Source organism: Corynebacterium minutissimum (assembly GCF_016889765.1).
In the GTDB taxonomy this organism is placed as follows: domain Bacteria; phylum Actinomycetota; class Actinomycetes; order Mycobacteriales; family Mycobacteriaceae; genus Corynebacterium; species Corynebacterium minutissimum_B.
Genome location: NZ_CP069533.1, coordinates 626,396 through 652,489 on the forward strand (window position 1 = coordinate 626,396; position 26,094 = coordinate 652,489).

The 26,094-nt window shown below is 62.3% G+C and carries 23 protein-coding genes; 8 read left to right on the forward strand and 15 right to left on the reverse strand.

Annotated features, from left to right (window positions below; translation table 11 throughout):
• Positions 1–4: 4 nt before the first annotated feature.
• From I6J26_RS02885 to hemW, 10 genes are all read right to left on the reverse strand, one after another.
• Complete coding sequence (locus tag I6J26_RS02885; RefSeq protein WP_052319757.1) at positions 5–757, reverse strand: isoprenyl transferase; 753 nt, start codon at positions 755–757, stop codon at positions 5–7.
• A gap of 10 nt (positions 758–767) precedes the next feature.
• The gene (gene recO / locus I6J26_RS02890) at positions 768–1,484 is read right to left on the reverse strand and encodes a DNA repair protein RecO (RefSeq protein ID WP_115023121.1); all 717 of its coding nucleotides are present in this window, start codon (positions 1,482–1,484) and stop codon (positions 768–770) included.
• Complete coding sequence (gene era / locus I6J26_RS02895) at positions 1,485–2,480, reverse strand: GTPase Era (protein ID WP_395858305.1); 996 nt, start codon at positions 2,478–2,480, stop codon at positions 1,485–1,487. It lies immediately after the preceding gene.
• A 502-nt stretch (positions 2,481–2,982) separates the two neighbouring features.
• A complete protein-coding gene (pdxY, locus tag I6J26_RS02900) occupies positions 2,983–3,831 on the reverse strand; it encodes a pyridoxal kinase PdxY (protein ID WP_115023123.1) in 849 nt (282 codons plus the stop codon).
• Between the two features lie 50 nt (positions 3,832–3,881).
• Entirely contained in the window at positions 3,882–4,457 is a 576-nt protein-coding gene (gene ybeY, locus I6J26_RS02905) for an rRNA maturation RNase YbeY (RefSeq protein ID WP_115023125.1), read from the reverse strand.
• Complete coding sequence (locus I6J26_RS02910) at positions 4,454–5,419, reverse strand: PhoH family protein (RefSeq protein WP_115023127.1); 966 nt, start codon at positions 5,417–5,419, stop codon at positions 4,454–4,456. The genes ybeY and I6J26_RS02910 overlap by 4 nt, the downstream gene beginning before the upstream one ends.
• 10 nt (positions 5,420–5,429) lie before the next feature.
• Positions 5,430–6,170 carry a 16S rRNA (uracil(1498)-N(3))-methyltransferase gene (locus tag I6J26_RS02915; protein ID WP_115023129.1) on the reverse strand — a complete coding sequence of 247 codons (741 nt, stop codon included), beginning with the start codon at positions 6,168–6,170 and terminating at the stop codon, positions 5,430–5,432.
• On the reverse strand, positions 6,170–7,315 hold the full coding sequence (gene dnaJ / locus I6J26_RS02920) for a molecular chaperone DnaJ (protein ID WP_115023131.1): 1,146 nt from the start codon (positions 7,313–7,315) through the stop codon (positions 6,170–6,172). The genes I6J26_RS02915 and dnaJ overlap by 1 nt, the downstream gene beginning before the upstream one ends.
• Positions 7,316–7,369: 54 nt before the next feature.
• A complete protein-coding gene (hrcA, locus tag I6J26_RS02925; protein ID WP_115023132.1) occupies positions 7,370–8,404 on the reverse strand; it encodes a heat-inducible transcriptional repressor HrcA in 1,035 nt (344 codons plus the stop codon).
• Between the two features lie 672 nt (positions 8,405–9,076).
• Complete coding sequence (gene hemW / locus I6J26_RS02930) at positions 9,077–10,213, reverse strand: radical SAM family heme chaperone HemW (protein ID WP_115023134.1); 1,137 nt, start codon at positions 10,211–10,213, stop codon at positions 9,077–9,079.
• 142 nt (positions 10,214–10,355) lie between these two features.
• Here hemW and I6J26_RS02935 point away from each other — a divergent pair, with 142 nt between their 5' ends.
• The gene (locus I6J26_RS02935; RefSeq protein WP_115023136.1) at positions 10,356–11,729 is read left to right on the forward strand and encodes a hemolysin family protein; all 1,374 of its coding nucleotides are present in this window, start codon (positions 10,356–10,358) and stop codon (positions 11,727–11,729) included.
• Positions 11,729–12,796, forward strand: a complete 1,068-nt coding sequence (locus I6J26_RS02940; protein ID WP_115023137.1) for a CNNM domain-containing protein — start codon at positions 11,729–11,731, stop codon at positions 12,794–12,796. The genes I6J26_RS02935 and I6J26_RS02940 overlap by 1 nt, the downstream gene beginning before the upstream one ends.
• Positions 12,797–12,935: 139 nt before the next feature.
• On the opposite strand, the gene I6J26_RS02945 is transcribed toward I6J26_RS02940, so the two are convergent.
• Both I6J26_RS02945 and I6J26_RS02950 read right to left on the reverse strand, forming a co-directional pair.
• Positions 12,936–13,616, reverse strand: a complete 681-nt coding sequence (locus I6J26_RS02945; protein ID WP_115023139.1) for a hypothetical protein — start codon at positions 13,614–13,616, stop codon at positions 12,936–12,938.
• Between the two features lie 173 nt (positions 13,617–13,789).
• The gene (locus I6J26_RS02950) at positions 13,790–15,631 is read right to left on the reverse strand and encodes an AMP-dependent synthetase/ligase (protein WP_115023141.1); all 1,842 of its coding nucleotides are present in this window, start codon (positions 15,629–15,631) and stop codon (positions 13,790–13,792) included.
• 59 nt (positions 15,632–15,690) lie between these two features.
• On the opposite strand from I6J26_RS02950, the gene malQ reads away from it, so the two are divergent.
• A complete protein-coding gene (malQ, locus tag I6J26_RS02955; protein WP_239121819.1) occupies positions 15,691–17,814 on the forward strand; it encodes a 4-alpha-glucanotransferase in 2,124 nt (707 codons plus the stop codon).
• A gap of 16 nt (positions 17,815–17,830) precedes the next feature.
• Here the strand turns inward: malQ and I6J26_RS02960 are convergent, their stop codons facing one another.
• Positions 17,831–17,986, reverse strand: coding sequence for a hypothetical protein (locus tag I6J26_RS02960; protein ID WP_168165563.1), 156 nt, complete (start codon positions 17,984–17,986; stop codon positions 17,831–17,833).
• A gap of 174 nt (positions 17,987–18,160) precedes the next feature.
• Between I6J26_RS02960 and I6J26_RS02965 the strand changes: the two genes are divergently transcribed.
• Positions 18,161–19,447 carry a carboxylesterase family protein gene (locus I6J26_RS02965; protein ID WP_115023144.1) on the forward strand — a complete coding sequence of 429 codons (1,287 nt, stop codon included), beginning with the start codon at positions 18,161–18,163 and terminating at the stop codon, positions 19,445–19,447.
• Positions 19,448–19,608: 161 nt separating this feature from the next.
• On the opposite strand, the gene idi is transcribed toward I6J26_RS02965, so the two are convergent.
• On the reverse strand, positions 19,609–20,133 hold the full coding sequence (idi, locus tag I6J26_RS02970; protein ID WP_115023146.1) for an isopentenyl-diphosphate Delta-isomerase: 525 nt from the start codon (positions 20,131–20,133) through the stop codon (positions 19,609–19,611).
• A complete protein-coding gene (locus tag I6J26_RS02975; RefSeq protein ID WP_115023149.1) occupies positions 20,130–20,666 on the reverse strand; it encodes a hypothetical protein in 537 nt (178 codons plus the stop codon). Before I6J26_RS02975 ends, idi begins: the two co-directional genes overlap by 4 nt.
• A 90-nt stretch (positions 20,667–20,756) precedes the next feature.
• On the opposite strand from I6J26_RS02975, the gene I6J26_RS02980 reads away from it, so the two are divergent.
• From I6J26_RS02980 to I6J26_RS02995, 4 genes are read left to right on the forward strand one after another with little or no spacing between them, the layout of a single operon-like run.
• Positions 20,757–22,589 carry an ABC transporter ATP-binding protein gene (locus I6J26_RS02980; RefSeq protein ID WP_115023151.1) on the forward strand — a complete coding sequence of 611 codons (1,833 nt, stop codon included), beginning with the start codon at positions 20,757–20,759 and terminating at the stop codon, positions 22,587–22,589.
• A gap of 10 nt (positions 22,590–22,599) precedes the next feature.
• The gene (locus I6J26_RS02985) at positions 22,600–23,697 is read left to right on the forward strand and encodes a MalY/PatB family protein (RefSeq protein ID WP_115024425.1); all 1,098 of its coding nucleotides are present in this window, start codon (positions 22,600–22,602) and stop codon (positions 23,695–23,697) included.
• Positions 23,698–23,735: 38 nt separating this feature from the next.
• Positions 23,736–25,076, forward strand: coding sequence for a branched-chain amino acid transport system II carrier protein (gene brnQ, locus I6J26_RS02990; protein ID WP_239121820.1), 1,341 nt, complete (start codon positions 23,736–23,738; stop codon positions 25,074–25,076).
• A 3-nt stretch (positions 25,077–25,079) separates the two neighbouring features.
• Positions 25,080–26,060 (forward strand): LLM class flavin-dependent oxidoreductase, encoded by a 981-nt coding sequence (locus I6J26_RS02995; RefSeq protein WP_115023154.1) that lies wholly within the window; start codon positions 25,080–25,082, stop codon positions 26,058–26,060.
• Positions 26,061–26,094: the final 34 nt, after the last annotated feature.

A 26,094-nucleotide genomic window follows, 5' to 3' on the forward strand; every position in this document is an offset into this window, starting at 1 on the left:
CGGGCTATTTGACACCGCCGAAGCGACGGTCACGCCGCGCGTACTCTTCCACCGCAGCGAACAGGTCTTGCGGAGTGAAGTCTGGGAAGAGCTTGTCTTGATAAATCATCTCTGCGTAGGCCGACTGCCAGAGCAGGAAATTGGAGGTGCGCTTCTCGCCGGAAGGGCGCAGGAACAAATCCACGTCCGGCATATCGGGGTCATACATCACCGAGCTCACCGTCTTCTCGTTGATGGAGCGTGGGTCGAGCTCGCCGCGGGAGACCTGCTCGGCGAGGGTACGGATGCCGTCGACAAGCTCGGCGCGCCCTCCGTAATTCACGCACATCACCAGGGTCATCTTGGTGTTGTCCTTGGTGAGCTCCTCGGCGGCCTCGAGCTCCTTGATAACTGAGCGCCACAGACGCGGGCGGCGGCCTGCCCACACCACGCGCACTCCCCTCTCGTTGAGCCAGTGGCGCTGGCGGCGCAGCACGTCGCGGTTAAAGCCCATGAGGAAGCGGACCTCCTCGGCACTGCGGCGCCAGTTCTCCGTGGAGAAAGCATAGGCCGAGAGGTAGGGAATGCCGAGGGCGAGGCAGGCATCGACGACGTCGAGAAGCACTGCTTCTCCCCTACGATGGCCCTCGGTGCGCTTCATTCCGCGCTCCTCTGCCCAGCGGCCATTTCCGTCCATGACCAGCGCGATGTGGCGCGGCAGGAACTCCTGCGGGATAGCGGGCGGGTGGAGCACTCGGTTCGGGTCAGGCGTAATCACGCATTACAGTCTACTGTTCCATGATTCCCAACGCGCCAACGCTTCGCTCAAGATGCCATTGCAGGTGGGCGCGGGTCAGGCGGTGGGCTTCCTGCGCCTGGGCGTGGGTGGGCTGGCTAGGGTGACCGTGGGCGATGAGCCACATGTGGTGCAGGGTTTCCGGGTCCACCTCGGCGGCTCCCGGCGGGCGGCATTGGTGGCAAGCAGCCCCGCCCACGGCCGGGTGGAAGGCGTGGTGGGGGCCGGGCCTTTGGCACTGGGCGCAATCGAACAGGCTGGGCGCCCAGCCGGCGTGGGACATGGATTTGAGGAGGAAGGCGTCGAGAAGCAAGAGCGGATCTCCGTGCTGGAGTTGGTTGAGGACGTCAACACACGCCTCGTAGAGGTAGGGATCCCCAGGGGCGTCGGCGGCGGCGAGGCGCTCAGCGGACTCGAGGGCGGCGCAGGCGGCGGTATAGCGCTCATAGTCCTCGATGATGCGCGCTCCGAAATAGTCCACCGTGTCTGCCTGCGCGATGGTGTAGAGGTTGCGGCCGGGGTAAAGCTGCACGTCGAGGTTGACGAAGAGCTGCAGGCGCGAGCCGAAGCGCGACTTCGCGCGGCGCACCCCCTTCGCCACGCCGCGCACGAGACCGTGATTGCGTGTCAGCAGCACGATGATGCGGTCCGCCTCCCCGAAATCGTAGGTGCGGATGACGAGGGCGCGGTCGCGGAAATTCTCGCGCATCTAGAAGCCCAAGCGGCCCAGCGCCTTCGGGTCCGACTGCCAGTTCTTCAGCACCTTAATGCGCAGGTCAAGGTAGACGTTCTGGCCGAGGAGCTGGATGATTTCCTTGCGGGCGGTGCCCACAATACGGCGGAAGCGGCGGCCGTCTTTGCCTTCGATGATGCGCTTTTGGCCGGGGCGTTCGAGGTAGAGCACGGCGTGGACGTTGAGGACGTCGGGGCGCTCCTGGTCAGGTAGCATTTCATCGACTTCCACGGCCACGGAGTGCGGGAGCTCGTGCTTCAGGCCAGCCAGGGCGGCCTCGCGGATGAGCTCAGCGATGCGCTCGGCCTGGTCTTCGTCGGTGACGTGGTCATCCGGGTAAAACTTCGGGCCTTCCGGCAGGTGGTCGACGATGACCTGCGTGAGCTCCTCCAGCTGCACGCGCTCGGTAGCGGAGACGGGGATGACGACGGCGTCAGGGTTGTCCTCGCTGAGAAGCGCATGCAGTGCGAGCAGCTGCGCGCCGACTTGGTCTTTGGAGGCTTTGTCCAGCTTGGTCACGATGCCGATGATCGGGGTCTTCGGCGCGACTTTGCGCACGTTCTCCAGAATCCAGCGGTCACCGGGGCCAATCTTTTCATCCGCGGGAATGGTCAAGCCGATGACGTCGACGTCGGCATACGTGTCTTTGACGACCTCGTTGAGGCGCTCACCCAGCAAGGTGCGCGGGCGGTGCAGACCAGGCGTATCGACGACAACAATCTGCGCATCTTCGCGGTGCACGAGTCCGCGGATGGGGTGGCGGGTGGTTTCGGGCTGGTCGGCTGTGATGGCGATCTTCTCGCCCACCAGCGCGTTGGTGAGCGTGGACTTGCCGGTGTTGGGGCGGCCCACGAAGGACACGAAGCCAGAGCGGAAGCCCTCTGGCGTGTTGGTGTACTGCGAATAGTCCGCGGCGGTGGCCTCGCCTTCTTCAGGCAGGCCCGCGAAGGCGGCGTCGAAATCGGTGCTCATATTGTTTTTCATCATAGCTCACGATTTCTGAATTCCCGCTCCCGCTGCGTGCAGGACGGAAGGTCCTTTTAGTTTGGCCCCTCTACTCTGGTCTCTTTACAGTGCAAAGGGACCTTCTGGAGCCGGTCTTCGCTCTGTACATGGTCCCTTGTCAGTGAAAAGGGACCAGACTAAAGGGACCTGTTAATCGGTCGCAGGTGGTGAGTGGTTTGGTCGTAGGTGGCGGGTGGTTTGGTCGCCGGTGGCGGGTGTTTCGTAAAGGGCATCCGCTAAAAGGCATCTTCCGGGGTGAAAACGCCCTTTAGACAACGCAAAAGGCGTTTTCAGCCGTGAAAACGCCTTTTGGCTAATGCCTCATGCACGATGCCCTGTGGCAGATGCCTTCTGCTCGCGGTACATCTGCTGGTGAAGCCTGCGGAGCCGCAGAGGCCAGATAGAGGCGAGGAAGATGCTAGGTAGAGGCCGGGTATGGGCCGGGTGGAAGCTAGATAGAGGCCGGAAGCTAGAGTTCTTCGACGTGGAACTGCAGGCGCGGGTTGGCAAAGACGTCCTGGGACTCAATGAGCTGCAGCTCTCGGGCGTCGGCCTCGTAGGTGTTGTGCAGCAAATCGTAGACCGAGGAGGCGGTGCGCTTGAGCGCTTCCTTCGCGTCGTGGGTTTCCACGTAGTGGCCGGTGAACAGCGCCGCGGTGACATCGCCCGATCCATTGCGCTTAAAAGGCAGCTTCGGGGTGGCCCCGAGGTAGACGCGCTCACCATCTACGGCGAGCATCTCAATCTCGTCCTCATCGGTTTCAGGGCGCTGAACCGAGGTGACCAGCACGGTCTTTGGGCCGATGTCCTGGGCCTTCTTCACCGCGGCGAGGGTTTCCTCGAGGGTGTTCACGGAAGAGTCAGTAAGGTAGCCCAGCTCAAACTGATTCGGGGTGATGATGTCAGCGACCGGTACGACCTTATCGCGCAGCAGCGGCGGGATTTCATCAGAGACGAAGCAGCCGGACTTGGCATTGCCCATGACCGGGTCGCAGGCATAGAGGGCCTTCGGGTTCACAGCCTTGATGCGGTTGACGGTCTCCACGATGGCACCGGCGATGTCCGGTCCGCCCTGGTAACCGGAGAGGATTGCGTCGATGCGCGGGAAGGCGCCGCGCTTCTCAATACCGTCCACGATGGCGGTGACATCACTGGCCGGAATCATCGGTCCACCCCAGTCACCGTAGCCGGTGTGGTTGGAGAAGTTCACCGTGTGAATAGGCCACACTTCGTGGCCAGCACGCTGAAGCGGGAAGACGGCGGCGGAGTTGCCAACGTGACCGTAGGCAACATGGGACTGGATGGAGAGGATGTTCATAACCCTCCATTGTGCTACGCCCCTGAAAGCACCTCAACGTTGGGCCGGGTTTAGATTCCGCCGCCGGGAACTTCCTTGTCCAGCTCGGCGCGCTCGGCCGCGTCCGGGAAGGCCTTCGGCCCAGAGGGCTTGGGCTGGTAGGAAACACCGCGGGAGTCTAAGTCCTCGTACCAGTCAGCCAGCAGCTCGTTCTGCAGGCCGAACATTTCCTTTTCCTCCGCGGCAGTGGTGTGGTCATAGCCCAGCAGGTGCAGGCAACCATGAATGGTAAGCAAAGCCAGTTCGTGGCCTAGGGAGTGACCGGCGGCGTTGGCTTGGCGCTGGGCGAACTCGGGGCAGAGCACGATATCGCCCAACATGGCGGGGCCTGGCTCAGGCGCGTCAGGCCGCCCGCCGGTTGCGCCCGGGGTGAGCTCGTCCATGGGGAAGCTCATGACATCGGTGGGGCCTTCGAGGTCCATCCAGCGCACGTGCAGGTCCGCGATGGTCTGCAGGTCCACAGCCGTAATGGTGCACTCAGCATCCGGGTTCACGTCAAGGCGGCCGAGGGCATAGGAGCAGACGTCGATGAGCATCTCCTCGTTCACGCCATCAAAGCCGGATTCATTGATGAATTCGATGCTCATTTCTTCTCCTCGTGCTCAGCAAAGTTATCGTAAGCGTCCACGATACGGCCCACCAGCTGATGGCGCACCACATCGGCAGAGCCCAGCTCCGCAAAGTGAATATCCGGCACGCCCTTTAAAATGCGACGCACCAGACGCAGGCCGGAGACCTGGCCGCCAGGCAGGTCCACCTGGGAGATATCGCCGGTCACCACGATGGTGGAACCAAAGCCCAGACGGGTCAAGAACATCTTCATCTGCGCAGGCGTGGTGTTCTGGGCCTCGTCGAGGATGACGAAAGCGTCATTCAGCGTGCGGCCACGCATATAGGCCAAGGGAGCGACCTCGATGATGCCGGCTTCCATGAGCTTCGGAATCATCTCGGGGTCAATCATGTCCCGCAGGGCGTCATAGAGCGGGCGCAGGTAGGGGTCAATCTTGTCGTTGAGAGTGCCAGGCAAGAAGCCCAGCTTCTCCCCTGCCTCCACCGCGGGACGGGTCAGAATAATACGGCTGACCTGCTTGGCACGCAGGGCCTGCACCGCCTTGGCCACCGCCAAGTAGGTCTTACCGGTACCAGCCGGGCCGATGCCAAAGACGATGGTGTTCTCATCAATGGCCTGCACGTAGCGCGATTGCCCCAACGTCTTTGGCCGCACCGACTTGCCACGGCGGGAGACAATGTCCGCCGCGAGGGCCTCAGAAACGGACTCGGGGGCATCGACTGCGACGAGGTCGAGCGTGTGCTTGACCGTGTCGGTGCTGACCGGGTGGCCGCGGCGCGCAATCGCCTCGAGCTCCTCCAAAACCTTGCGCGCGCGGGCCACGTCATAGTCGGGACCCGCGGCAGTCACAGTGGTGCCGCGGGCAAAAAGGTCCACGCCAACGAGGTTGCCCAGAACGCGCAGATTATCGTCCGCCGGGCCAAGCACGGTGGCCAGGTAGGCGGAATCGAGATCAAACTTGGTGGTGATAATAGGCACGCCCAAAAGGCTACCAGCGCGAGGTCAGCGTGCCGATGCTAGCCAGCGCCACCATGCTTGCCGACGCCGTCCTCAACACCTCCGGCCCCAGTTTGATCGCCGTCGCACCGGCCGCGGTGAGCCGGGCGAGTTCCTCCTCGCCGATTCCCCCCTCAGGCCCCACGAGCAGGTAGATCGTCTCAGCGGTATCGAGGTCATCCAGGTCTTTGAGGCGCAAAGTGGCGTCCTCGTGAAGCACCAGTGCACCCGTACCGGAAATCTCCTCGCACAGCTGACGGGTGGTCACGGGCCCGCGCACGGCCGGGATTCGGGTACGGCGCGATTGCTTCGCCGCCGCCACGGCCGCCGATTCCCACTTGCTCAGAGCCTTCGGTGCCTTCTTCGCATCCCACTTGGACACGCAGCGATCGGCCTGCCACGCGATGATCTCATCCGCGCCGGCCTGTGTGGCCAGGTCGACGGCGAGTTCGGCGCGCTCCGACTTGGGAATGGCCTGGACCACGATGACGCGTGGGGACGGTTCGGAGGAGGTGGCGATGTCGTCGACACGCGCGGCGAGGGTGTCCTTGCCCTGCACGTCGGTGATGGTGGCGGTGATGCGGAGCCCGGACCCATCGATCAGGACCAGGTGCTCTCCTGGTCCCATGCGCTTGACGGTGACCGCATGGCGGCCTTCCGCGCCGTCGAGGCCCACGGGCTGGCCGACCTCCGCGAGGGAAAGATCCGGATGCAGGAAGACAGGCAAAGACATTAGCGGCGGAACTTATCGCGGAAGCGGCTAAAGAGGGACTCGCCCTGGTTGTCCCCGGCGTGGTGGACCTCGGTGCCGCTGTGGCCAGCGGCGCGGACCTTCTCGAGGGCCTCGCGGGTCTTCTTATCCAGGTCAGTCGGGATAACGACGTCCACGTGGGCGTGGAGATTGCCAAAACCATCGGTACGCAGGCGCGGCATGCCCTTGCCTTGGAGGGTGATGGACTCGCCCGGCTGGGTACCCGGCGCGATGTCGAGGGTGAGCTCTTCGCCATCGAGCTGCTCGACGGTGCAGGACGCGCCGAGGGCGGCATCCACCATAGGAACGCGAACGGTCAAGTGCAGGTCATCGGCATTGCGTTCAAAGACTGGATGCGGTTCGGTGTGGACCTCGACGTAGAGATCGCCGGCGGGGCCGCCGCCGTGGCCGACCTCGCCCTGAGAGGCCATGCGGATGCGCATGCCATCGCCGATACCCGCCGGGATGGTCACGGTGATATCGCGGCGCTTGCGCACGCGGCCATCGCCGCCACAGTGGCCGCAGGGATCGGTGACGACCTCACCAAAGCCGTAGCACTTCGGGCACTCGCGGGTAGTCATCATGTTGCCCAGCATGCTGCGCTGGACCTCCTGGACCTGGCCCATGCCGCCACAGTGATCACAGGTAACCGGCTTCGCCTTGGACTCGGAACCGGTTCCCTCGCAGCGGTCACAGAGCACGGCGGTATCGACCTTGACCTGCTGCTTGACGCCACTGTAGGCCTCTTCGAGGGTAATAGTGGTGCGCAGCAGGGCATCATCACCCGGCTGGACGCGGGAACGCGGGCCGCGGGAGGCGGCCCCGCCGCCAAAGAACTCGGCAAAGAGGTCGCCCAAACCGCCGCCGCCAAAGCCGCCGAAACCACCGCCGCCCTGTGCGGCGCGGTCCTCCATGGGATCTCCGCCCATGTCGACTACCTGGCGCTTTTGTGGATCCAGAAGAACCTCCTGGGCAAGGGAAGCCTCGCGGAACTTCTCCGCAGCCTCATCATCGCCCGGGTTAACGTCCGGGTGGTACTTGCGCGCCAGCTTGCGATAGGCCTTTTTAATCTCGGCGTCAGACGCCGACTTTTCTACACCAAGAATGCCGTAGTAGTCACGAGCCACGTACTGTCATCCTTCTATATCTCGTTGATGCTAAATCTAATCCGACGGGCCAGCTTACTCGCCCGCCAAAATTTCACTCACATAGCGTGCAACGGCAGAGACCTTGGAGATTGTTCCCGAATAATCCATATACGTCGGCCCCACCACACCGAGCCCGCCAAGTGCTGCAGCCTCCGAGCCAGTACCGAAGCCATAACGCGTGGCCACTACGGAGGTTTGGCGCAGCTCATCGGCTTCGTTTTCCTCACCGATGGAGACTGAAACATTGCCTAGGTCTGGCACGCGCGCTAGCAGTTTCAGCACGACGACCTGCTCTTCGAGGGCCTCGATGATGGAGGGCAGGCCATCCGGAAGCGCGACGCGCGTGAGGTTCGACGTGCCGGCCAAAATGAGGCGGTCGGAGGGCTGCTCGACGAGGGTCTCAATCAACGTCGTCGCGGCCTTAAGGAGGTGGGGGCGGATGTCGGCTGGGGAGTCGTCGACAAGCGCGGCCAGCTCCACCGAAGCATCGGTGAGCGTCTTGCCCTCCAGGGCGGTGTTGAGAATATCGCGCAGGCGGTGGGTCTGCTCGGGGTCGATCACGTCATCGAGCTCGACATTGCGCTGATCGACGCGCCCATTATCCGTAATAAGCACCAACAGCAGTCGCACTGGTGAGAGTGCCACAACCTCGCAGTGTTTGACGCGCGAAACCTTGAGGTTCGGTAGCTGCACCACGGCTGCCTGTTTGGTGACCTGCGCCAACAGCTGGACAGAGCGGCGCAACACGTCCTCCAAATCCACGCCGCCTTCGAGGAAGGTGAGCATGGCACGTCGCTCGGCCTTGGAAAGCGGCTTGACGTCGTGCAGCGTATCGACGAACTGGCGGTAGCCCTTCTGCGTGGGCACGCGCCCGGAGCTGGCGTGTTCCTGGGCGATGAGCCCCTCGGCCTCGAGCACGGCCATGTCATTGCGGATAGTCGCCGAGGACACGCCCAGCTGGTAGCGCTCGAGCAGGGCCTTAGAGCCGACGGGCGATTGCGAGGCGATGTAGTCCGCGACGATGGCGCGCAGGACCTCTTGGCGGCGGGCATCGGTGGAGCTAGACATGTCTCTAAGGCTATCCGTTCTGGCGGGCGATGGTGGGATCTGGTGACAATCTGCCTCGCTGCATTGGCAGCCCGTCACCACTTCCAGGTGGTTCCATAATGTGCTTCTAGAAGGGTTCATCATGCACTTCCAGATAGCTCGAATACTGATGGTCCCTTTAGTCTGGTCTCTTTTGAGAGCAAAGAGACCATCTGCGGGCGCATTTCCTATGATAGATGGTCCCTTTTCGCCGTAAAGGAACCAAACTAGAGGGGCCAATTAGCAAAGACTAACCGTATCGAGAGCGACTAACAGGTTTCACGACGTGGAGAGAGAAACTAACACCGACTAACACCGCTCTCAAACTTCCCGGCGACACGAGAAAAACTAACAAATTCCCGGCGGGGATTATTCTAAGTCGCTATGCCTCCTCGGCATCGGAAAGCCAAGGCCTAGCCACTTCTTCGCAGCTTCGCGGTTGCACCACACAAATGGTTCTACTCAGATGGTTCAGGTCATACGGTTTACTTGCCCCCAAACAAACCTTGTAGCAGCCCAAAGAAGGTTTACTTGCCCCCAAACAAACCTTATGACTGGAGCCTTACCACTGGAACCATCTACGAGCATCGAGGCCGGCCGCTAATCAGCCAGCTGATGCGGACTCGGAGGTCGGCCCGCAGGCGGGACAAGCCCCTAGCGGGCGATGTCTTCGGCGACGAGGAGGTCGGTAATAATGCCGTCCGCGAGCAGGCGGCCCTCCTTGGTCACGCGGAGGCGGTCACCGGCACGCTCGAGCAGGCCGCGCTCGATGAACCGCGCGGCGACCGGCTCGGCGGCCGGTGCAAGCCACGCGGCCGGGATACCTTCGCGCAAGCGCAGCCCCAGCATGATGCGCTCGGTGTGGCGGTCAGCCTCGGTGAGCTGCTCACGCTCCTTGATGGGTAACTGCCCCTCGCCTACCGCCTTGATGTAGGTCCGCGGATTCTTCACGTTGAAGAAGCGCTCGTCGCCTAAGTGCGAATGCGCACCCGGGCCCGCGCCCCACCAATTGCCGTCGACCCAGTAAATGCGGTTGTGTTGGCACTCCCCGCCCGGCTTGGCCCAGTTGGAGACCTCGTACCACTCGAAACCAGCGGCCTCGAGGGTGGAAGAGATCATCTCGTAGCGCCGAGCCAGAACATCCTCATCCGGTGCGGGCAGCAGTCCCTTAGACACCTTGCGCGCCATACGCGTGCCGTCTTCCACAATGAGCGAATACGCACTGATGTGGTCCACTCCAGTGTCCAGGGCACGCTTCAGCGTCAGGGCAACGTCGCTGTCCTCTTCTGTCGGCGTGCCATAAATCATGTCCAGGTTGACGTGCGCGAAGCCTGCAGCAATGGCTTCGCGGGCGGCATCGAAGGCGCGGCCCGGCGTGTGGGCTCGCTCCAGTACCGCGAGCACGCTCGGGGAGGCGGACTGCATGCCGAGGGAGAGGCGGGTAAAGCCGGCGTCGAGAAGCCCGGCAAAGTACTCCGGCGACGTGGACTCCGGGTTGGATTCCGTGGTGACTTCCGCGCCTGGGGCAAGGCCAAAGGTATCGCGCACCCGATTCAACACGCGGCCCAGGCCCTCGGCGCCCAGCAGGCTCGGCGTGCCGCCACCGATGAAAACGGTCTCCGCTACGCGGCCGACCTGGGCCGCTGCCATCTCTAGCTCTTTTTCCAAGGCTGAGAGATAATCGCTGGTCAGATCCCCTCCCAGCTCACCCGGGGTATAGGTGTTGAAATCGCAGTAGCCACAGCGCGAGGCACAGAAGGGCACGTGAATGTAAAGACCAAAGGGATCCATGGGGAACAAAATAACCGACTGAACCGTTGAAGCGGTAGTCTATAGTGCAGGTTTGATTCCCCGATATTTGAAGAAAGGCCCCCTTTTCGTGGAACCTCCGAGTCGATGTCCCCGCTGCCAACCCAAGGCGGTGGGGTAAGCCGTGTTATCTGCCATCTTGATGATTGTGGCGGGTTTCGCCGTCATCGCTCTCATTATCGTGGCCAACGCGTACTTCGTGGCGCAGGAATTCGCCTTCATGTCTGTGGACCGCACGCAGCTGCGCCAGCGCGCTGCAACCGGGGATAAATCGGCTGAGCGCGCACTCAAAATTACGCAGAAGACTTCCTTGATGCTCTCCGGCGCGCAGCTGGGCATCACGATTACGGGCCTGCTCATTGGTTATGTGGCCGAGCCCCTCGTGGGCGAAGGCCTGGGCCAGCTGCTCGGCGGCGTGGGCGTGCCGGTCGGTGTGTCCGTCGCCGTGGGTACGGTGACCGCACTGGCGGTATCGACGGTTCTCACCATGCTCTTCGCCGAGCTCTTCCCCAAGAACTACACCATCGCCGCACCCATGAAGTCAGCCCTGTGGCTGTCCGCGTCCACCATGTGGTACTTGCGGATTTTCGGCTGGCTGGTCCACTTCTTCGAGTACTCCTCCAACGCCCTGCTCAAGGTTTTCGGCATCGAGCCGGTGGAGGATGTCGATTCTTCTGCCACGACCGATGACTTGGAGTCCATCGTGGATGCTTCCCACGAGGCGGGTGACTTGGATGAGGACACCTACCTGGTCCTCGACCGCCTCCTCGACTTTCCCGAGCATGACGTCGGGCACGCCATGATTCCGCGCTCACGCGTGGATGTCATCGAGCCGGACACCACCATCGGTGAGGTCCGCGAGATGATGTCGGAAAACCACACGCGCTACCCCATCATCGATGATGAGCACAATCCCATCGGTGTGGTGCACCTCTACGATGTGCTGGGCACTGAGCTGTCTCCGGCCACCCCGGCTCGAGAAATCATGAAGGAACCCGTGGTGGTGCCGGAGCTCATGCCGCTTCCCGACGTCGTCACAGAGCTTCGCGACGCCGACGAGAAACTCGCCTGCGTCATCGACGAATACGGTGGCTTCGTCGGGATTGTGACCATGGAGGACCTAGCCGAGGAAATCCTTGGCGATGTCACTGACGAGCACGACCTCGAAGAGACCGAAGAAATCACCGAGCAGGACGAGACGCACTGGATCGTCGACGGTGATACGCCTATCGACGAAGTCGAGCGCGCCATCGGCCACGACCTGCCCGAGGGCGATTTCGAAACCGTCGCGGGCCTGCTCATCGCGCATTCCGGCATGCTGCCGGAAGAAGGCGAAGAACTCTCCATCGAGCTGGAGGCTGAGCCTGAAGACTGGGTCGACGGCGACGAGGCTCCCACGCGCACACTCAACGTGCGCGTCGAGGAAATCGACCGCCACGTGCCCTCCGTCCTAGCCCTTGAATTGGTCGAGGAATTTCCGGAAGGAGAGGATGACTAATGACTGATACCTGGTGGTTTAATCTCATCGTCACCCTGCTCATCATCGCGGCCTCTGGATTCTTCGTGATCATCGAATTTTCCCTCATGGGTGCACGCCGCAACCGTTTGGAGGAAACTGCGGAGTCCTCGGCGGCCTCGCGCGCGGGCCTGCGCTCGCTCAACGAGCTGACCATCATGTTGGCCGGCGCCCAGCTGGGCATTACCGCCGCGACGTTTGTCCTTGGTGCCGTGACCAAGCCCTGGGTCCATCACCTGCTCATGAGCCCGCTCGAAGCGCTGGGCCTGCCGTTGGGAGTTGCGGACGTCGTCTCCTTCCTCCTTGCGCTGTTCATCGTGACCTTCCTGCACTTGGTCATCGGTGAGATGGCGCCGAAGTCCTGGGCCATTGCCCACCCGGAGACGGCCCTGCAGCTCATCGCGGTCCCTGCCCGCGGCTTCATTTGGCTCTTCCGCCCGCTGCTGATCTGGATCAACAAGATGGCGAACAAGCTGGTCCGCATGACTGGTGAAGAACCGGTGGACCGCGCCGGTGCAGCCGGCTACGACGCAGAAACCCTGCGCCATCTGGTCGAGCACTCGCGCCTGACGGGCACGCTTGACGACGACTCCGCCAACCAAATCACCGGCGTCATCGAGCTGGAAGCCGCCACCGCGGCCCAGTTGGCCCGCGAGCACGGCTCGGAAATCCTGCCGCTATCCTCCGATGCCACCGTGGCCGAGCTCCACGACCTCGTAGTGCGCAAGTCCATCATGCGCGTGCTGGTCTACCCACGTGCCTCGCGCATCCCGCGCATCGTCCACGTGCGCGATACCTTGCTCGCGGACCCAGAAACCCCGGTGCTGGACTTCTCCCGCCCCGCGCTAGCGGTGGGTTCCTCCTCCACCGTGCAAAAGACCCTGGACCAGATGCGTGCCCGCAACGAGCAGCTCGTCATGGTGGGCAAGCCCACCAAGGACAAGACCGTGTGGATCCTCACCTGGGATGACATCATGGGCCAGCTGTGGCCACAGATTACGGAGCAGCTGGACCAGGCTGTGCCGACGTCGAAGAACCCGGGAGCTTAGCGCGTACGCGCTAAGCGTGGCACACGAAGCTAGGCTTGGCACACACAACGACGAAAAGCGCCGCCGAGAGAGGGAATCTCGGCGGCGCTTTTCCTTTTGTCCTTGTGTGTTGGCAACAAGGAAGTCTGTGATGCGACTGCTATGCGGTCGTGGCAGCCTGCTTCTGGCGCTTGGCGCGAACGCGGGCTACGACGGCGTCGATACGCGCGCGCTCCTCCAAGAAAGGCGGCGGATTATGGCCGCGCATGGTACGCACGAAAGCCGGGTGCGCTTCGACGACGGTATGGCGCCAAGCCTGCACGGCAATAAGGGAGGATTCGCCCGCGCGTTTGTAGAGGTTCGGCAGGGAAACCACGTCGAGGTTGCGGGCCACCGCGTCGGTTTGCGCCAGCACGTACTCAACCAGCTCGCGCAGGTAGGCAGCGACCGCAGCGGTACGGCCGCGCAAGGTTTCTGCCAGCTCCGAGACCACGACGGGCGGGCCCGAAATCGGTAGGCCTTCGGCGAGCGCGCGGGCAGTTAACTGCTTCGGCTCCTCGACGTCATAGTCGCCGGACGGGGCAGCCGAAATGGTGCCGGACTTCAGACCAGACACGAGCGCGTGGCGCAGGCCAATAAGCTCGCCGACGCAGCGCCCGGAATCCACGCGGGCATCTTCGACGATGTCCCCCAATTCAGCTAGGCAGTCGAGGGAAAGTTCATCATCCCAATCCTCGATGGCCTCGATGAGGTGCTCGATATAATCGACGACTTCATCGCCGATGTTGTAGATTTCTTGGGTCAGCTCACGGTGGCGCAGCTCGGCTGCGATCTTGTGCATAGGCTGCCCTTTCCGCGAGAACCTCTAGCTGAGGTTTAGAGTTTTTCTGACCCCGCTGACTCTATTAGAGATTCTCGCGTCGGGCTGCGCGACACTCCGAAGGAATTCACAGACTCCGTCCAGCGGCCGAATGCCGCCGGCCCGTCCCCTGTCGGCTCTACCTCGGGCCGGAGTTACTTCTTGCCGGCGTAGAGGCGCTCGATGTCGGCGGCGTAGCGCTGTGCCACAACGTAGCGCTTTACCTTCATGGTCGGGGTGAGCTCATTGCTCTCCTCGGTGAGGTCCTGATCCAGAATGACGAACTTCTTAATGCCCTCAGCATGAGACACCGTGGCGTTGACCTGGTTGATGGCGTCCTGGATGTCGGCGCGTAGCCCCGGATCGGCGGCCACCTCACGCATACCCTTGGCAGCGGAGATGTTGCGCTCAGCCTTCCAACGCTTGAGAGCATCCTCATCCAAGGTAAGCAGCACGCCGACGAAAGGCTTGCCGTCACCGACCACCATGGCCTGGGAGATGAGCGGGTGGGAGCGCAGGATGTCCTCCATCGGGCCGGGCGACACATTCTTGCCGCCGGCAGTCACAATGAGGTCCTTCTTGCGTCCGGTGATGACGAGCTTGCCATCCTCATCGATTTCGCCGAGGTCACCGGTGTTGTACCAGCCGTCGTTAAGCGCGCCTTCCGTAGCCTCCGGGTTCTGCCAGTAGCCTTTAAAGACGATGTCGCCCTTGATGAGAATTTCGCCGTCTTCATTAATACGCAGCGTCGTTCCACCCAGCGGCGGGCCGACAGTGCCGATGGACTGGTCCACAAAGTCCACCGCGGCTGCAGCGGCGGTTTCCGTCAAACCATAACCCTCGTAGATGGTCACGCCGATGCCGCGGTACCAGTGCAGCAGCTCCTGCGAAATAGCCGAACCACCAGAGATGCAGTACTTCACTTCGCCACCCATGGCTTCACGGATGGCGGCGTAGACCAGCTTGTCAAAGGCCTTGTGCTTGGCTTTGAGCACTCGGTTGGGGCCTTCCGGAGTATCCAGTGCTTTGGAGTATTCGATGGCGATCTTCTCTGCGCGGTCAAAGATGGCGCCCTTCAAGGCGGACGAGCCGTGTGCCTTGGCCGATGCGCCATTGCGCACCTTCTCAAACACGCGAGGCACACCCAAAATCAAGTTGGGGCGCGAACGCGCGAACTCGATGGTGATGGTGCCAAAGTCCGACCAGTGGTTCTGGGAGGCACCACCGATGGTGACCGCGAGGGACACCGCGCGGCTGAAGACGTGCGCCAGCGGCAGGAAGGTCAGCACGTGGGCGCCGGGAACGGCAATGGCGCCAATCGGGTTGGTGAGCAGGCCGCGGGCTTCTGCCAGCCAGTTGCGGTGCGTCAGCATGCAGCCCTTCGGTCGGCCGGTAGTACCTGAGGTGTATACCAGCGAGGCCACGTCGTCGGTGTTGGTGGCTTCGATACGTTCGTTCACGGCGGCGTCGGAAATCTCGCGGCCCTCAAACTTCAACGTATCGATAGCAGAAGAGTTAATCTCTAGGATGCGTCGCAGCTGGGAGGGCGAGCCGTGCAGCTGTGGTGTGCCGTCCTCCTGCAGCTTTAGATGCTTGACCAGCTCGGAATGCTCACGCGTTTCCGTAATGGCGAGGATTGCGCCGGAGTCCTCGATGATCCACTGCACCTGTGACAATGAGGAGGACGGGTACACCGGCACCGAAATAGCGCCGGCGGCCCAGATAGCGTAATCCAACAGTGACCACTCGTAGCGCGTCGTCGAAATGAGCGCCACGCGGTCACCCTGCTCGACGCCGAGGGCCATAAGGCCCTTGGCCACCGCATACACCTCTTCAACAAATTCCTTCGCGGTGACGTTGACCCACTCGTAGTTCGCAGGTCGGGTAAACATAACGCCGTGTGGGCGGGCCTTTGCCGTGGCCATCATGGCCGTAAGGCAGGTCTCCCCTTCATCAATCTGGAACTGAGCTTTGGTATGTGCCTCATTTAAAGTCACAGGTGTGTCCTTTCCCACAAAAAGTAATTCCAGCCCACTCTACCAACCGGTTTCATCGCATGCGCACGGAGGGCGTGGCACAATTGAGACCTGTGACTACCCGTGATCTGCTTCAAGAGCTCGCCCAGCGCCACGGAGTGGCCTGCGAGTACACCGCCCAGAACGGACAGCCCGTCTACGTCAGCGAAGAAACGATTACCTATACGCTGCGTGCACTCGGCGTCTCCATCTCCGATCGGCCTGATGACGAAGAGCTGACCCAGGCCCTGTTTGAGGATTACCTGGCTCGCGCCTCTCGTCCCCTGCCGCCGTGCGTGGTGGCTCGTGAAGGAGCAGAAAAGTCCTTTGACGTTCACGTCCATGATGGTGATCCCGTCACGGTCACCATCGAGCTGGAGCATGGCGGGACTCGCCCGACCTACCAGGACCCCAACGACGCCCCGGCTGCCGACGTCGCGGGGACCATGTGGGGCGAGGCCAGCTTCCACGTCCCCGGCGATCTGCCGCTGGGCTTTCACACTCTGCGGCTCTCCTCGCCGGGCATCGGTGAGTATGAGTGTCCGCTCATCGTCGTGCCGAATCACCTGAGCACGGCCGACCGTTATCTTGAGCGCCCCGCCGCGGGTGCCATGGCGCAGCTGTACTCGGTGCGCTCGAAGAAGTCCTGGGGCATGGGCGATTTCGGCGACTTGGCCGAGCTCGCGGAAACGTTGGCGGAAGACTATGACTTCCTCCTCATTAATCCGCTTCATGCGGGCGAGCCCATCCCGCCGGTGGAGGATTCCCCCTACCTCCCCACCACCCGCCGCTTCATTAACCCGATTTACCTGCGCATCGAAGATATCCCGGAGCTACAGCTGCTGAGCCCCGAGCTCCAGGAAGATGTGGCCGAGCTGGCTGCTGAGTTCCGCGAGCGCAACCACTCTGCCGAAGAGATTGACCGCGATTCCATCTTCGAGGCCAAGCTGCAGGTTCTCCGGGAGCTCTTCAGCCACGAAATGGCCCCGGAGCGCCGTATGGCCTTTAGCGAATACCAGCGCCGCGAAGGTCGGGGGCTGCGCAACTTCGCCCTGTGGTGCGCAGAAACCGAGCTGGCGCGCCACAGCGGTCGCCGCCATGCACTGGACCTCGATGTCACCGATTTGGCCGAATTCTACGCTTGGCTGCAGTTCCTCTGCGATGAGCAGCTGGATGCTGCCCAGCGCCGAGCACTGGATGCTGGCATGTCCATTGGACTCGTGACCGATATGGCAGTCGGTATTCACCCGAATGGTGCCGATGCCGTGAACCTGTCGGAATACCTCGCCCCGCAGTGCTCGGTAGGCGCACCACCGGATGATTACAACCAGCAGGGCCAGGACTGGTCCCAGCCGCCGTGGCACCCGGTACGTCTGGCGGAATCCGGCTACCAGCCGTGGCGTGATTTGTTGCGCACCATGTTGGGCAACGCTGGCGGCCTGCGCGTCGACCACGTTCTGGGTTTGTTCCGCCTGTACTGGATTCCGCGCCACTCCTCCCCGCTCCACGGCACCTACGTGACCTATGACTGGGAGGCCATGCTTGGCATTTTGGCGCTGGAGGCCGAGCGTGCCGGCGCCGTCCTCGTAGGCGAGGACCTGGGCACCTTGGAGCCGTGGGTTCAGACCGCCCTGCGGGACATGGGTGTCTTGGGCACCACGATCATCTGGTTCGAACATGCCGAAGAGGGCCCCACGCCACGTCCGCAGGACCAGTACCGCCGCATGGCGATGTCCTCGGTAGGCACGCACGATCTGCCGCCCACCTTGGCCTTCCTGCGCGGTGACCACATCGCTCTGCGCGCCCGACTGGGTCTGCTGACCACGTCCGTCGCGGAGGAAGAAGAGCAGGACCGCGAGTGGCAGGACCAGGTCAAGGACAACCTGCAGGCCTACGGCATGCTGACCAATCGTGAGAACGAAGAAGACGTCCTCGTCGCTCTCCACGAGTATGTGGCTGGCACGCCGTCGGCGCTTACGGTGACCAACGTTGTGGACATGGTCGGTGACGTGCGCGCACAAAACCAGCCCGGCACGACGAAGGACCAGTACCCCAACTGGTGCATCCCGCTGTGCAATACCGCCGGTGAGCCGGTTCTACTAGAAGATCTCCCGAAGCAGGAGCTCTACCAGCGCCTCGCCCAGGTATCCAAGCGGCCACGCTAGGCGGTTCAACGCCTGCCTAGACGAGCAGCCCCACCACTGCCACGACAACGACGAGCGCAATCATGAGCCACAGGGTCAGGCTCACGCGAGATTTTGGCAGGGCCCGCTTGCGCTGAGGCTGCTCGGGGCGCTCGGGGTCCCAGAGGCCTTCACGGTGATCATCGGGAGTCATGGTCACTTATCCTAGTCCGACCCTCTACGAGCGTGTACACGCGGTCGATGGCCCACATCAATCCCCACCCCATCACGGTGGCGGCCGGCACTGCGGTGACGGCAAGCACCGCCATTTGCGCCCACACGGGAGCTTGCACGAGCCATTCCATGCCCTCAGGGTAGCCTGTTGGGCATGAGCAGCGCACCTTTCGACGTTACCTGCCCCGCAGGCACCATCACCGGCTACCTCACGGAGGATGTGGCCCACTTCCACTCCATCGAGTATTCCCATATCTCCGGGGATTTCGAGAATCCCGAACCTGCATCTCCACGTGACCAGGATGCGCGTACGCCGCACCCAGAGAAAGTTGCGCTCACCATTACCGCGCCTTCCGCGCCGCTTGTCGACGCTAACCTGACCACCTCCTCGCTCGCCCCCGTCTTGGTCTACGTCCATGGCGGGCGCTACGAGCACGGTTCCCACGAGGACCGCCGCGCGGAGGGAACCCCCACGGCAGAGGCCGGAATCGTGCATGTGCAGCTGGGCTACCGCGTTGGTCTTCCGGGCTTGGCGCGCTTCCGCGACGATGAGCCTCACCGCTACCGCGCCATTGAGGACCTGCAGCTGGGGCTGGAGTGGATTCAGCGCAATATCGAATCCTTCGGTGGGGATCCCACCAACGTCACTCTCCTGGGCCAGTCTGCTGGTGCCAATGCGGTGCTGTGGCTGGCTCGCCGCGATCACTACCGTGGCGCGTTTCGCCGCGTCATTGCGCTCTCCCCTGGTTTCCCGCGCGAGAGTTTTGAGGAGCGCAAGGCCACGCTGCGCCAGGTGATGAAGAAGCCGATTACGCGCTCGTCGCTGGCCTCGATGAGCGAGGAGGAGCTCAACGCCGGATATAAGAAGTTCCGCACCAAATACAACCTTGATATGGCTCTGGGCCCCACGCCGCTGGAGTGTGCACAGCTTGCCGACGTCCCCCTCATCCTCGGCAGCACCCGCGACGAGTTCTACAACATCCCGGCCACTCAGAAGATCGACCGCTCTCCCTTCCGCGGGATTGCCTTGCGCTACCTCGCCCCGCGCCTCGGTTTCCCGCGCAATGGGTTCAAGCCCTGGTATCAGGTGGCGCAGTTCTTGGATAGGGATCGGCCCACCGGGCGCATGGTCGGTGATGCCATCATCCGCCGCTGGACGGCAGAAGTGGCAGAGAAGGCTCCGGGACAGACGTGGATGGTGGAATTTACCCGGTCTTCGGGACCCGCGCTGCATTGCGAGGAACTCCGCCCACTCTTTGGCCGCACGGAGCTGGCCGCCTGGCTGCAGGAGTTTGTGCGCACTGGCGAGCCCGGCTTCGAGGAATACCGCCCGGAACATGCCATCTGGGAATACAACCTCGATGACGGCTCGCACCGCGTGGCGCACTCCAGCCTGGATTATATTTCCGCGGCCTTCGCCCAGGATGGCAGCCTGCTCTGATCCGGGGGCGTTAAACTAAAAGGCCGGACTTAGGCCAATTTAGTGCGGAACAATCCCACCCCACCGCCGAAACCACCAGGTAGCAGTGTCAAGAGTCACGTTGCTCACCCACCCAAGACCTAAGTCAGGCTTCGAGGCCTACCACCCCGCATTCAGAATGGCTAGCCCAACAGGGCCGCGCGCAGCGGCTCGTGGGTCAGCTCCTCCACCATCCATGGGCTAAAGGCAAAAGGCGTGGCATCGACAGCAGCAAGCACATCGCGCACCGGCGCCCACGCGAAGGAGTCGACCTCCTCTGGGTTCGGCTTCGGGTCATCCCTGGTCTCAAACAGGTAGACCGGGCAGATTTCGTTTTCCACCACGCCGGAGGAGTCTTCGGCGCGGTAGGCAAAATCCGGAAGCACCAACTGTGGTGTGCCGCTGAGGCCAAGTTCGAACTGGGCGCGGCGCACGACGGCGTCGACAGTCGGCTCCCCCGGACCTGGATGGCCACAGAAGGAGTTTGTCCACACACCGGGCCACGTCTTCTTCGACAAGGCGCGGCGGCTGAGCAGAATGTTGCCATCACGCACCACCCACGCGGAGAAGGCGAAGTGCAGCGGTGTATCCGCGGTGTGCACCACGGCCTTGTCTGCCGTGCCGATGGGAGCGCCGTCAGGCGAGGCCAAAACGACGAGTTCCGTCATAGATTGAGGTCTCCTACAAAACGCACATTGCCAATGGTAAAGCGCGCGTTCCACAGGTTTCCGGCGGAAACGTTATAGACATACTGAAGGTTGGTCGAGGCTCCTGCGCCCAACGGTTGATCCAAGCCCGGTGCGGGCAAGGAAACGTTGACCTCGGGGTCATAAGGCACCGGGTCCACCGTTGCCCAGCCACCGTTGCCATCGGCGCGCTCGAGGGTGGGTTCCGGGAGGGCGTCGGCAGGCAACGGCAGCTCGCCGAGGTTGTGAATCTTCACGGTGAGCACCGTGCCACCACCGCCGGAGTACAAGCCCTGCAGCTCATATTCGACATTAAGGCCCTCGTCTTTGACCGGCTCCGCCAGGTTTTCGGTCACCTCGCGGACCTCCACGTCTTTAGCCTCGAACGTTGGTGGCTCCGAGCTGGAGACCACGATGTTGTCCTGGGGACCCACGTCTGGTGGCTGCAGGATGCTGCAGGCAGAGAGGGCAGCCAGGCACAGCGGGGCACACGCTAGGGGGAGGTACTTCTTCACCGCGAATCCTTTTCCATCACGTCTACGGTTTCTCCCCTACCTTAGTCCACGGGTTGGATATTCCTATTAAGGGCGTAACATCGGCCGACGATGAATTCTATTCTCCGCATCGTCCGCAGTGCTTCTGCCCTGTGGCCGTTTTATCTCGGCGTCCTTCTAACCGCATCGGTGACCGCGATTCTCTCGCTACTCGCCCCGTTCATTTTCCGCGAGGCTACCGATACCGTCGTGGAAGGCGGCGCGCTGCGCACCATCCTGTGGTGGGTCTTCGCTCTCTTCTTGGCTGATGCGCTGGGCAACGTGGTGAAGAATATCGGCGGCTATATCGGTGACGTCATGGTCTCGCGCCTGCGCCAGATTCTCTCCACGCGCTATTTTGCCAAGCTGCTGTCGGTACCGCAGGGCTATTACGACAACCAGGTCACCGGCACCATCATTGCGCGCCTTGACCGCTCGATTGCGAACGTGACGCAGTTCTTGCAGTCCTTCTCCAATAACTTCTTCGTCATGCTCATCCAGGCCGCCGCAGTCCTGGTGATCACTGCGGTGTATTACTGGCCGCTGGCGATTCTCTTGGCTGCGCTCTTTCCCATCTACATGTGGCTCACTGCGAAGACGTCGACGCGCTGGCAGAAGTTTGAGGCCATCAAGAATGAGAACATCGACGTGGCCAACGGCCGTTTTGCCGAGGTCATCGGCCAGGTGAAGGTGACCAAATCCTTCGTGGCCGAAGCCCGCGAGCTGGCCTCCTTTGGCGAGCGCTACCGCACCGTGGTGGATACTACGAAACCGCAGTCGCGCTGGTGGCATTCCATGGTTACCGCGCGCGGCGTGGCCATGGCGCTGATCTTCTTCGGAATTTACGGACTGATTTTCTGGCGCACGTTGGAAGGCCACTTCTCCATCGGTGACATGGTCATGCTCCTGCAGCTGGTCAACATGGCCAAGCAGCCGGTGTTCATGATGAGCTGGATCGTGGATATCAGCCAGCGCGCCGTGGCCGGTTCCAAGGATTACTTCAAGGTGATGGAGGAAACCCCGGAACCTACAGTCAACCCGCAGCTAGTGAGCGCTGCCTCCGCCTCCGACGTCCCCGAGCTCGACCTCTCCTCGGCCGAGCCGCTGGCGCCGACGGAAGGCCCGGTCTTTGCGTTCAAAGATGTCTCCTTCGCCTACGAGTCGGATAAGCCGGTTGTCGATGGCATCACCTTCAGCGCCGAGGAAGGCCACAAGGTTGCGCTCGTCGGCGAGTCAGGCGGCGGCAAGTCCACGTTGGTCAACCTGTTGCTGGGCCTGTACCAACCAACCGCAGGAAAGCTGTCGGTGCTGGGTCATGACGTGGCCAAGCTCACGGCAGAACGCCTGCGCGCATCGGTCGGTGTGGTGTTCCAGGAGTCCTATCTTTTCTCCGGCACCATCAAGGAGAACATCGCCTACGGCAAACCCGGCGCGACGATGGAGGAGATCGTCGCCGTGGCCAAACGCGCCAATGCCCACGGCTTCATCGAGGAGTTCCCAGATGGCTACGACACCATCATTGGCGAGCGCGGCTTGAAGCTCTCCGGCGGTCAGAAGCAGCGTGTGGCCGTGGCCCGCGCCATGTTGAAAGACGCGCCGATTCTCGTGCTCGATGAGGCCACCTCCGCGCTCGATACCAAGGCCGAACGCGCCGTGCAGGCAGGCTTGGATGAGCTCATGAAGGACCGCACGACGCTGATTATCGCGCACCGCCTGTCCACCATTGCGGACGTGGATACCATCGTCACGCTCGATCGCGGCCGCATCTCCGAGATCGGCTCCCCGGCCGAGCTGGCGCAGTCGGATGGCATCTACGCCGAGCTGCTACGCCTGACCCAGTCTGCGTCGGCGGCAGACCGCCAGAGGCTGAAAAAATACGGTTTCGTGCAGAACACCTCCGAGTAGGGTGGAGACCATGCATTTTCCTAGCCTGAAAGAACTCTCTGCCCGCGGCACCCGCAAGTGGACGGTCTATGACGAGGACGTCATCCCCCTCTGGATCGCAGAATCAGACTTCCTCACCGCCCCCGCGGTCAAGGAGGCCATCCAGGAGGCCGTGGATGCCGAGTCCTTTGGCTACACCCCTGCGCCCAGGGCCTCCGAGCTTAATGCAGCCGTGGCTGACTTCTACGAGAAGCGCTATGGCTGGCGGCCGCAGCACGTGTTCTGGATCGGCGATGTTGTCCGTGGCTTGTTGCTCGGCGTGCAGTACTTCACCGAGGGCCCGGTCATCGTGCCGGTTCCTTCTTACCCGCCGCTGCTGGAGCTTCCGGAGACCGCAGGACGCGAGAAGATTGAGACCTCCCTGGAACTCGCAGACATCGAGCGCGCCTTTCAGGCCGGGGCCGGTTCCATCCTGCTGTCACACCCCTACAACCCGCTGGGCATTGTCTTTGATGAAGACTGGCTGCGGGGCCTGGTGGAGTTGGCGGACAAATACGATGCCCGCATTCTCTCCGATGAGATCCACGCCCCGCTGGTCTACGAAGGTCGCCACATTCCGCTCGGCGCCTTGTCCGACCGCGTTATTACCGTCACCGCCACGTCCAAGGCATGGAACACCGCAGGCTTAAAGTGCGCGCAGGTGTTCTTCTCCAACACTGCGGACGTCGAGCGTTGGAACTCATTGACCGGCGTGGCTAAGGACGGCACCGGCACGCTCGGCGTGCTGGCAGCGGAAGCCGCCTACCGCCGCGGCGGGGAGTTCTTGGATGAGGAAATCGAATACTTGAAGAAGACCCGTGACTGGCTGGTAGAGGAATTGCCCAAGCGCGTACCAGGTCTCAAGACCTCCCACCCGCAGGCCACCTACCTGCTGTGGTTGGACTTTAGCGAGACCGCTATCGGGGATGACCCGAAGCCCGCCGCTTGGGTTCGCGAGCACGCCAAGGTAGCGCTCAACGAGGGCGTGACGTTCGGTACCGGTGGCGAGCATCATGCCCGTCTCAATTTTGCAACCTCCCGTGAACTGCTCGAAGAGGCACTCGACCGGCTGGAGAAGGCCTTCAGCTAGAATTTACATCTCACGTCATGGGCATTATCCTTAGGAAAATGTCCATAAATGACGTTCAGGCCCCCTCCGCATCTGCCTCGAAGACGGGTTCACCCATCGGCATCGTGATTGTTGCCTCCCTCATGCTCTTCTCCATGTTCTTCGGAGCGGGCAACCTCATCTTCCCGCCGGAGGTCGGTGTCTCCTCCGGCACCAACTTCTGGCCGGCCACCTTGGGTTTCCTCGCCGCCGGCGTGGCCCTACCGGTCTTGGCCGTCATCGCGGTGGCCATCTCCGGCCAATCTGTGCGGGATATCGGAAACCACGGCGGCGCGTTCTTCGGCGTTGCCTTCTCCGTCATCGCCTACTTGGCCATCGGCGCCTTCTACGCCTTGCCGCGTACCGGCGCAGTGTCCATGGAAACCGCGATTACCCCGCTGCTCGGCTGGGAGGGAACCTTTGCCAACGGCGCCTTCAACGTCGTCTTCTTCCTTATCGCATTGGCCCTAGCCTGGCGCCCCAATGACATCATCGACACCTTGGGCAAGTTCCTGACCCCGGCGCTGGTCATCCTGCTCGCCGCCCTCATCACCTTGGCCACACTGGCGAATCCCCGCGTGCCCGGCACCCCGACCGAGGAGTACGCTTCCGCGCCCTTCGTCACGGGCCTCTTCGAGGGCTACAACACTATGGACGCCATCGCGGGCCTGGCATTCTCCATCGTCATCGTGACCTCGTTGCGCTCCAAAGGTTTCTCCACCAACCGCGCGCTACTGCGCGGAACCATCACCTCCGCCGTCATCGCGGGCGCCCTACTTGCCGCTATCTACCTGGGCCTGGCGTGGATTGGCCAAACCATGCCGAATGGTGCCTCCTATGATTCCGGCGCCACCTTGCTTGCCGACGCCTCCAATCTCACCATGGGCAACGTCGGCCAGGCTGTCTTCTCCGCCATCGTCATCCTGGCGTGCATGACCACCGCCGTGGGCCTGATTTCCGCCACCTCAGAGTTCTTCGCCATGCTCGTGCCGAAGACCGTCTACCACTTCTGGGCCTGCCTGTTTACCGCCCTGTCCATCGCCTTCGCCTTCCAAGGTCTGGACACGGTGCTTGCCGTCGCGGTGCCCTTCATCGTCTTTTTGTACCCGCCAGCCATCTCACTTATCGCGCTGACGCTGCTGCAGCCGGTGGTCAAACGCTGGGTCACCTTCTACTGGGCCTTCCGCTTGGCCTTGTGGGTCTCCGTCCTGTGGTCGGCCGCGACTTCCCTGGGCGCGCCGTTGGACTTCTCTCCTGGCCAAGGCGTGGGCCTAGGCTGGGTTGTCCCAACCCTCCTCGCTTTCGCCATTGGGGTTATCATCGATGTTGTATCTACAGGATCGAAAGAAAGAAGCGAGTAACTCATGACGCAGCGCGCCGCCTTGTCCATCCTCGATTTCTGCACCATCTACGAGGGCGAAGCTCCCTCCCAATCTATGGCTCGGTCGGTCGAATTGGCGCAGCGCGCAGAAGCTTTAGGGTTTAAGCGCATGTGGTACACCGAGCACCACAACATGCCCTCCATTACCTCTTCTTCCCCGGCAGTGCTCATCGCCCACATTGGCGCTAAGACCGAGCGCATCCGCTTAGGCTCCGGCGGCGTCATGCTGCCTAACCACGCTCCTTACGTCATTGCCGAGCAATTCGGCACCTTGGCCGAGCTCTACCCAGACCGCATCGACTTGGGTCTGGGCCGCGCCCCGGGCACCGATATGCAGACCCTCGGCCGGGCACTGCGCCGCGATGGCCACGCCGCCGAGCGCTTCCCGGAGGACATCAAGGAGCTGCAAGGCTACCTCTCCGGCAAGTCCCTCATCCCAGGCGTTCAGGCCATCCCCGGCGCTGGCACCAACGTGCCTATCTACATCCTGGGTTCTTCTATGTTTGGCGCATCTCTGGCAGCCAAGTACGGCCTGCCTTATGCCTTTGCCTCACACTTTGCGCCGCAGCACCTTGAGTCCGCCACCTCCTACTACCGCGAGAACTACCAGCCTTCCGAAGCCTTCCCCGAGCCCTATGTGATCGCCGGCGTCAACGTCACCGCCGGTGAGAACGCCGAGGAGGAATTCGAGCGCGTCTGTTTCCGCCGTGTGAAGGCCTTTGTGGGCCGGGGCAAGCAGCTGAGCGACGCCCAAGTGGAACAGATCATCTCCACCGCACAAGGCCAGCAGATTCTCGACATGCTCAAATACTCCGCCGTGGGTACCGGCGAGCACGTGCGCGAGTATCTCACCCAGTTCCAAGAGCTATCTCATGCGGATGAACTCATGATTTCGCTGCAGTCGACAGATCATGAGAAGGTGTTGGGTAACATGGAGACCCTGGCACACGCGTGGGAATTGTAGGGTTTTCTCCATTTGACAAGACTTTTCACCTACG

Coding starts and splice junctions, on each gene's coding strand:
- recO (WP_115023121.1), bottom strand. CDS start 1,484: ATGCGCGAGAATTTCCGCGACCGCGCCCTCGTCATCCGCACCTACGAT.
- era (WP_395858305.1), bottom strand. CDS start 2,480: ATGAGCACCGATTTCGACGCCGCCTTCGCGGGCCTGCCTGAAGAAGGC.
- pdxY (WP_115023123.1), bottom strand. CDS start 3,831: ATGAACATCCTCTCCATCCAGTCCCATGTTGCCTACGGTCACGTTGGC.
- ybeY (WP_115023125.1), bottom strand. CDS start 4,457: ATGAGCATCGAATTCATCAATGAATCCGGCTTTGATGGCGTGAACGAG.
- I6J26_RS02915 (WP_115023129.1), bottom strand. CDS start 6,170: ATGTCTTTGCCTGTCTTCCTGCATCCGGATCTTTCCCTCGCGGAGGTC.
- hrcA (WP_115023132.1), bottom strand. CDS start 8,404: ATGTCTAGCTCCACCGATGCCCGCCGCCAAGAGGTCCTGCGCGCCATC.
- hemW (WP_115023134.1), bottom strand. CDS start 10,213: ATGGATCCCTTTGGTCTTTACATTCACGTGCCCTTCTGTGCCTCGCGC.
- I6J26_RS02940 (WP_115023137.1), top strand. CDS start 11,729: ATGACTGATACCTGGTGGTTTAATCTCATCGTCACCCTGCTCATCATC.
- I6J26_RS02945 (WP_115023139.1), bottom strand. CDS start 13,616: ATGCACAAGATCGCAGCCGAGCTGCGCCACCGTGAGCTGACCCAAGAA.
- malQ (WP_239121819.1), top strand. CDS start 15,691: ATGCGCACGGAGGGCGTGGCACAATTGAGACCTGTGACTACCCGTGAT.
- I6J26_RS02960 (WP_168165563.1), bottom strand. CDS start 17,986: ATGACTCCCGATGATCACCGTGAAGGCCTCTGGGACCCCGAGCGCCCC.
- I6J26_RS02965 (WP_115023144.1), top strand. CDS start 18,161: ATGAGCAGCGCACCTTTCGACGTTACCTGCCCCGCAGGCACCATCACC.
- idi (WP_115023146.1), bottom strand. CDS start 20,133: ATGACGGAACTCGTCGTTTTGGCCTCGCCTGACGGCGCTCCCATCGGC.
- I6J26_RS02980 (WP_115023151.1), top strand. CDS start 20,757: ATGAATTCTATTCTCCGCATCGTCCGCAGTGCTTCTGCCCTGTGGCCG.
- I6J26_RS02985 (WP_115024425.1), top strand. CDS start 22,600: ATGCATTTTCCTAGCCTGAAAGAACTCTCTGCCCGCGGCACCCGCAAG.
- brnQ (WP_239121820.1), top strand. CDS start 23,736: ATGTCCATAAATGACGTTCAGGCCCCCTCCGCATCTGCCTCGAAGACG.
- I6J26_RS02995 (WP_115023154.1), top strand. CDS start 25,080: ATGACGCAGCGCGCCGCCTTGTCCATCCTCGATTTCTGCACCATCTAC.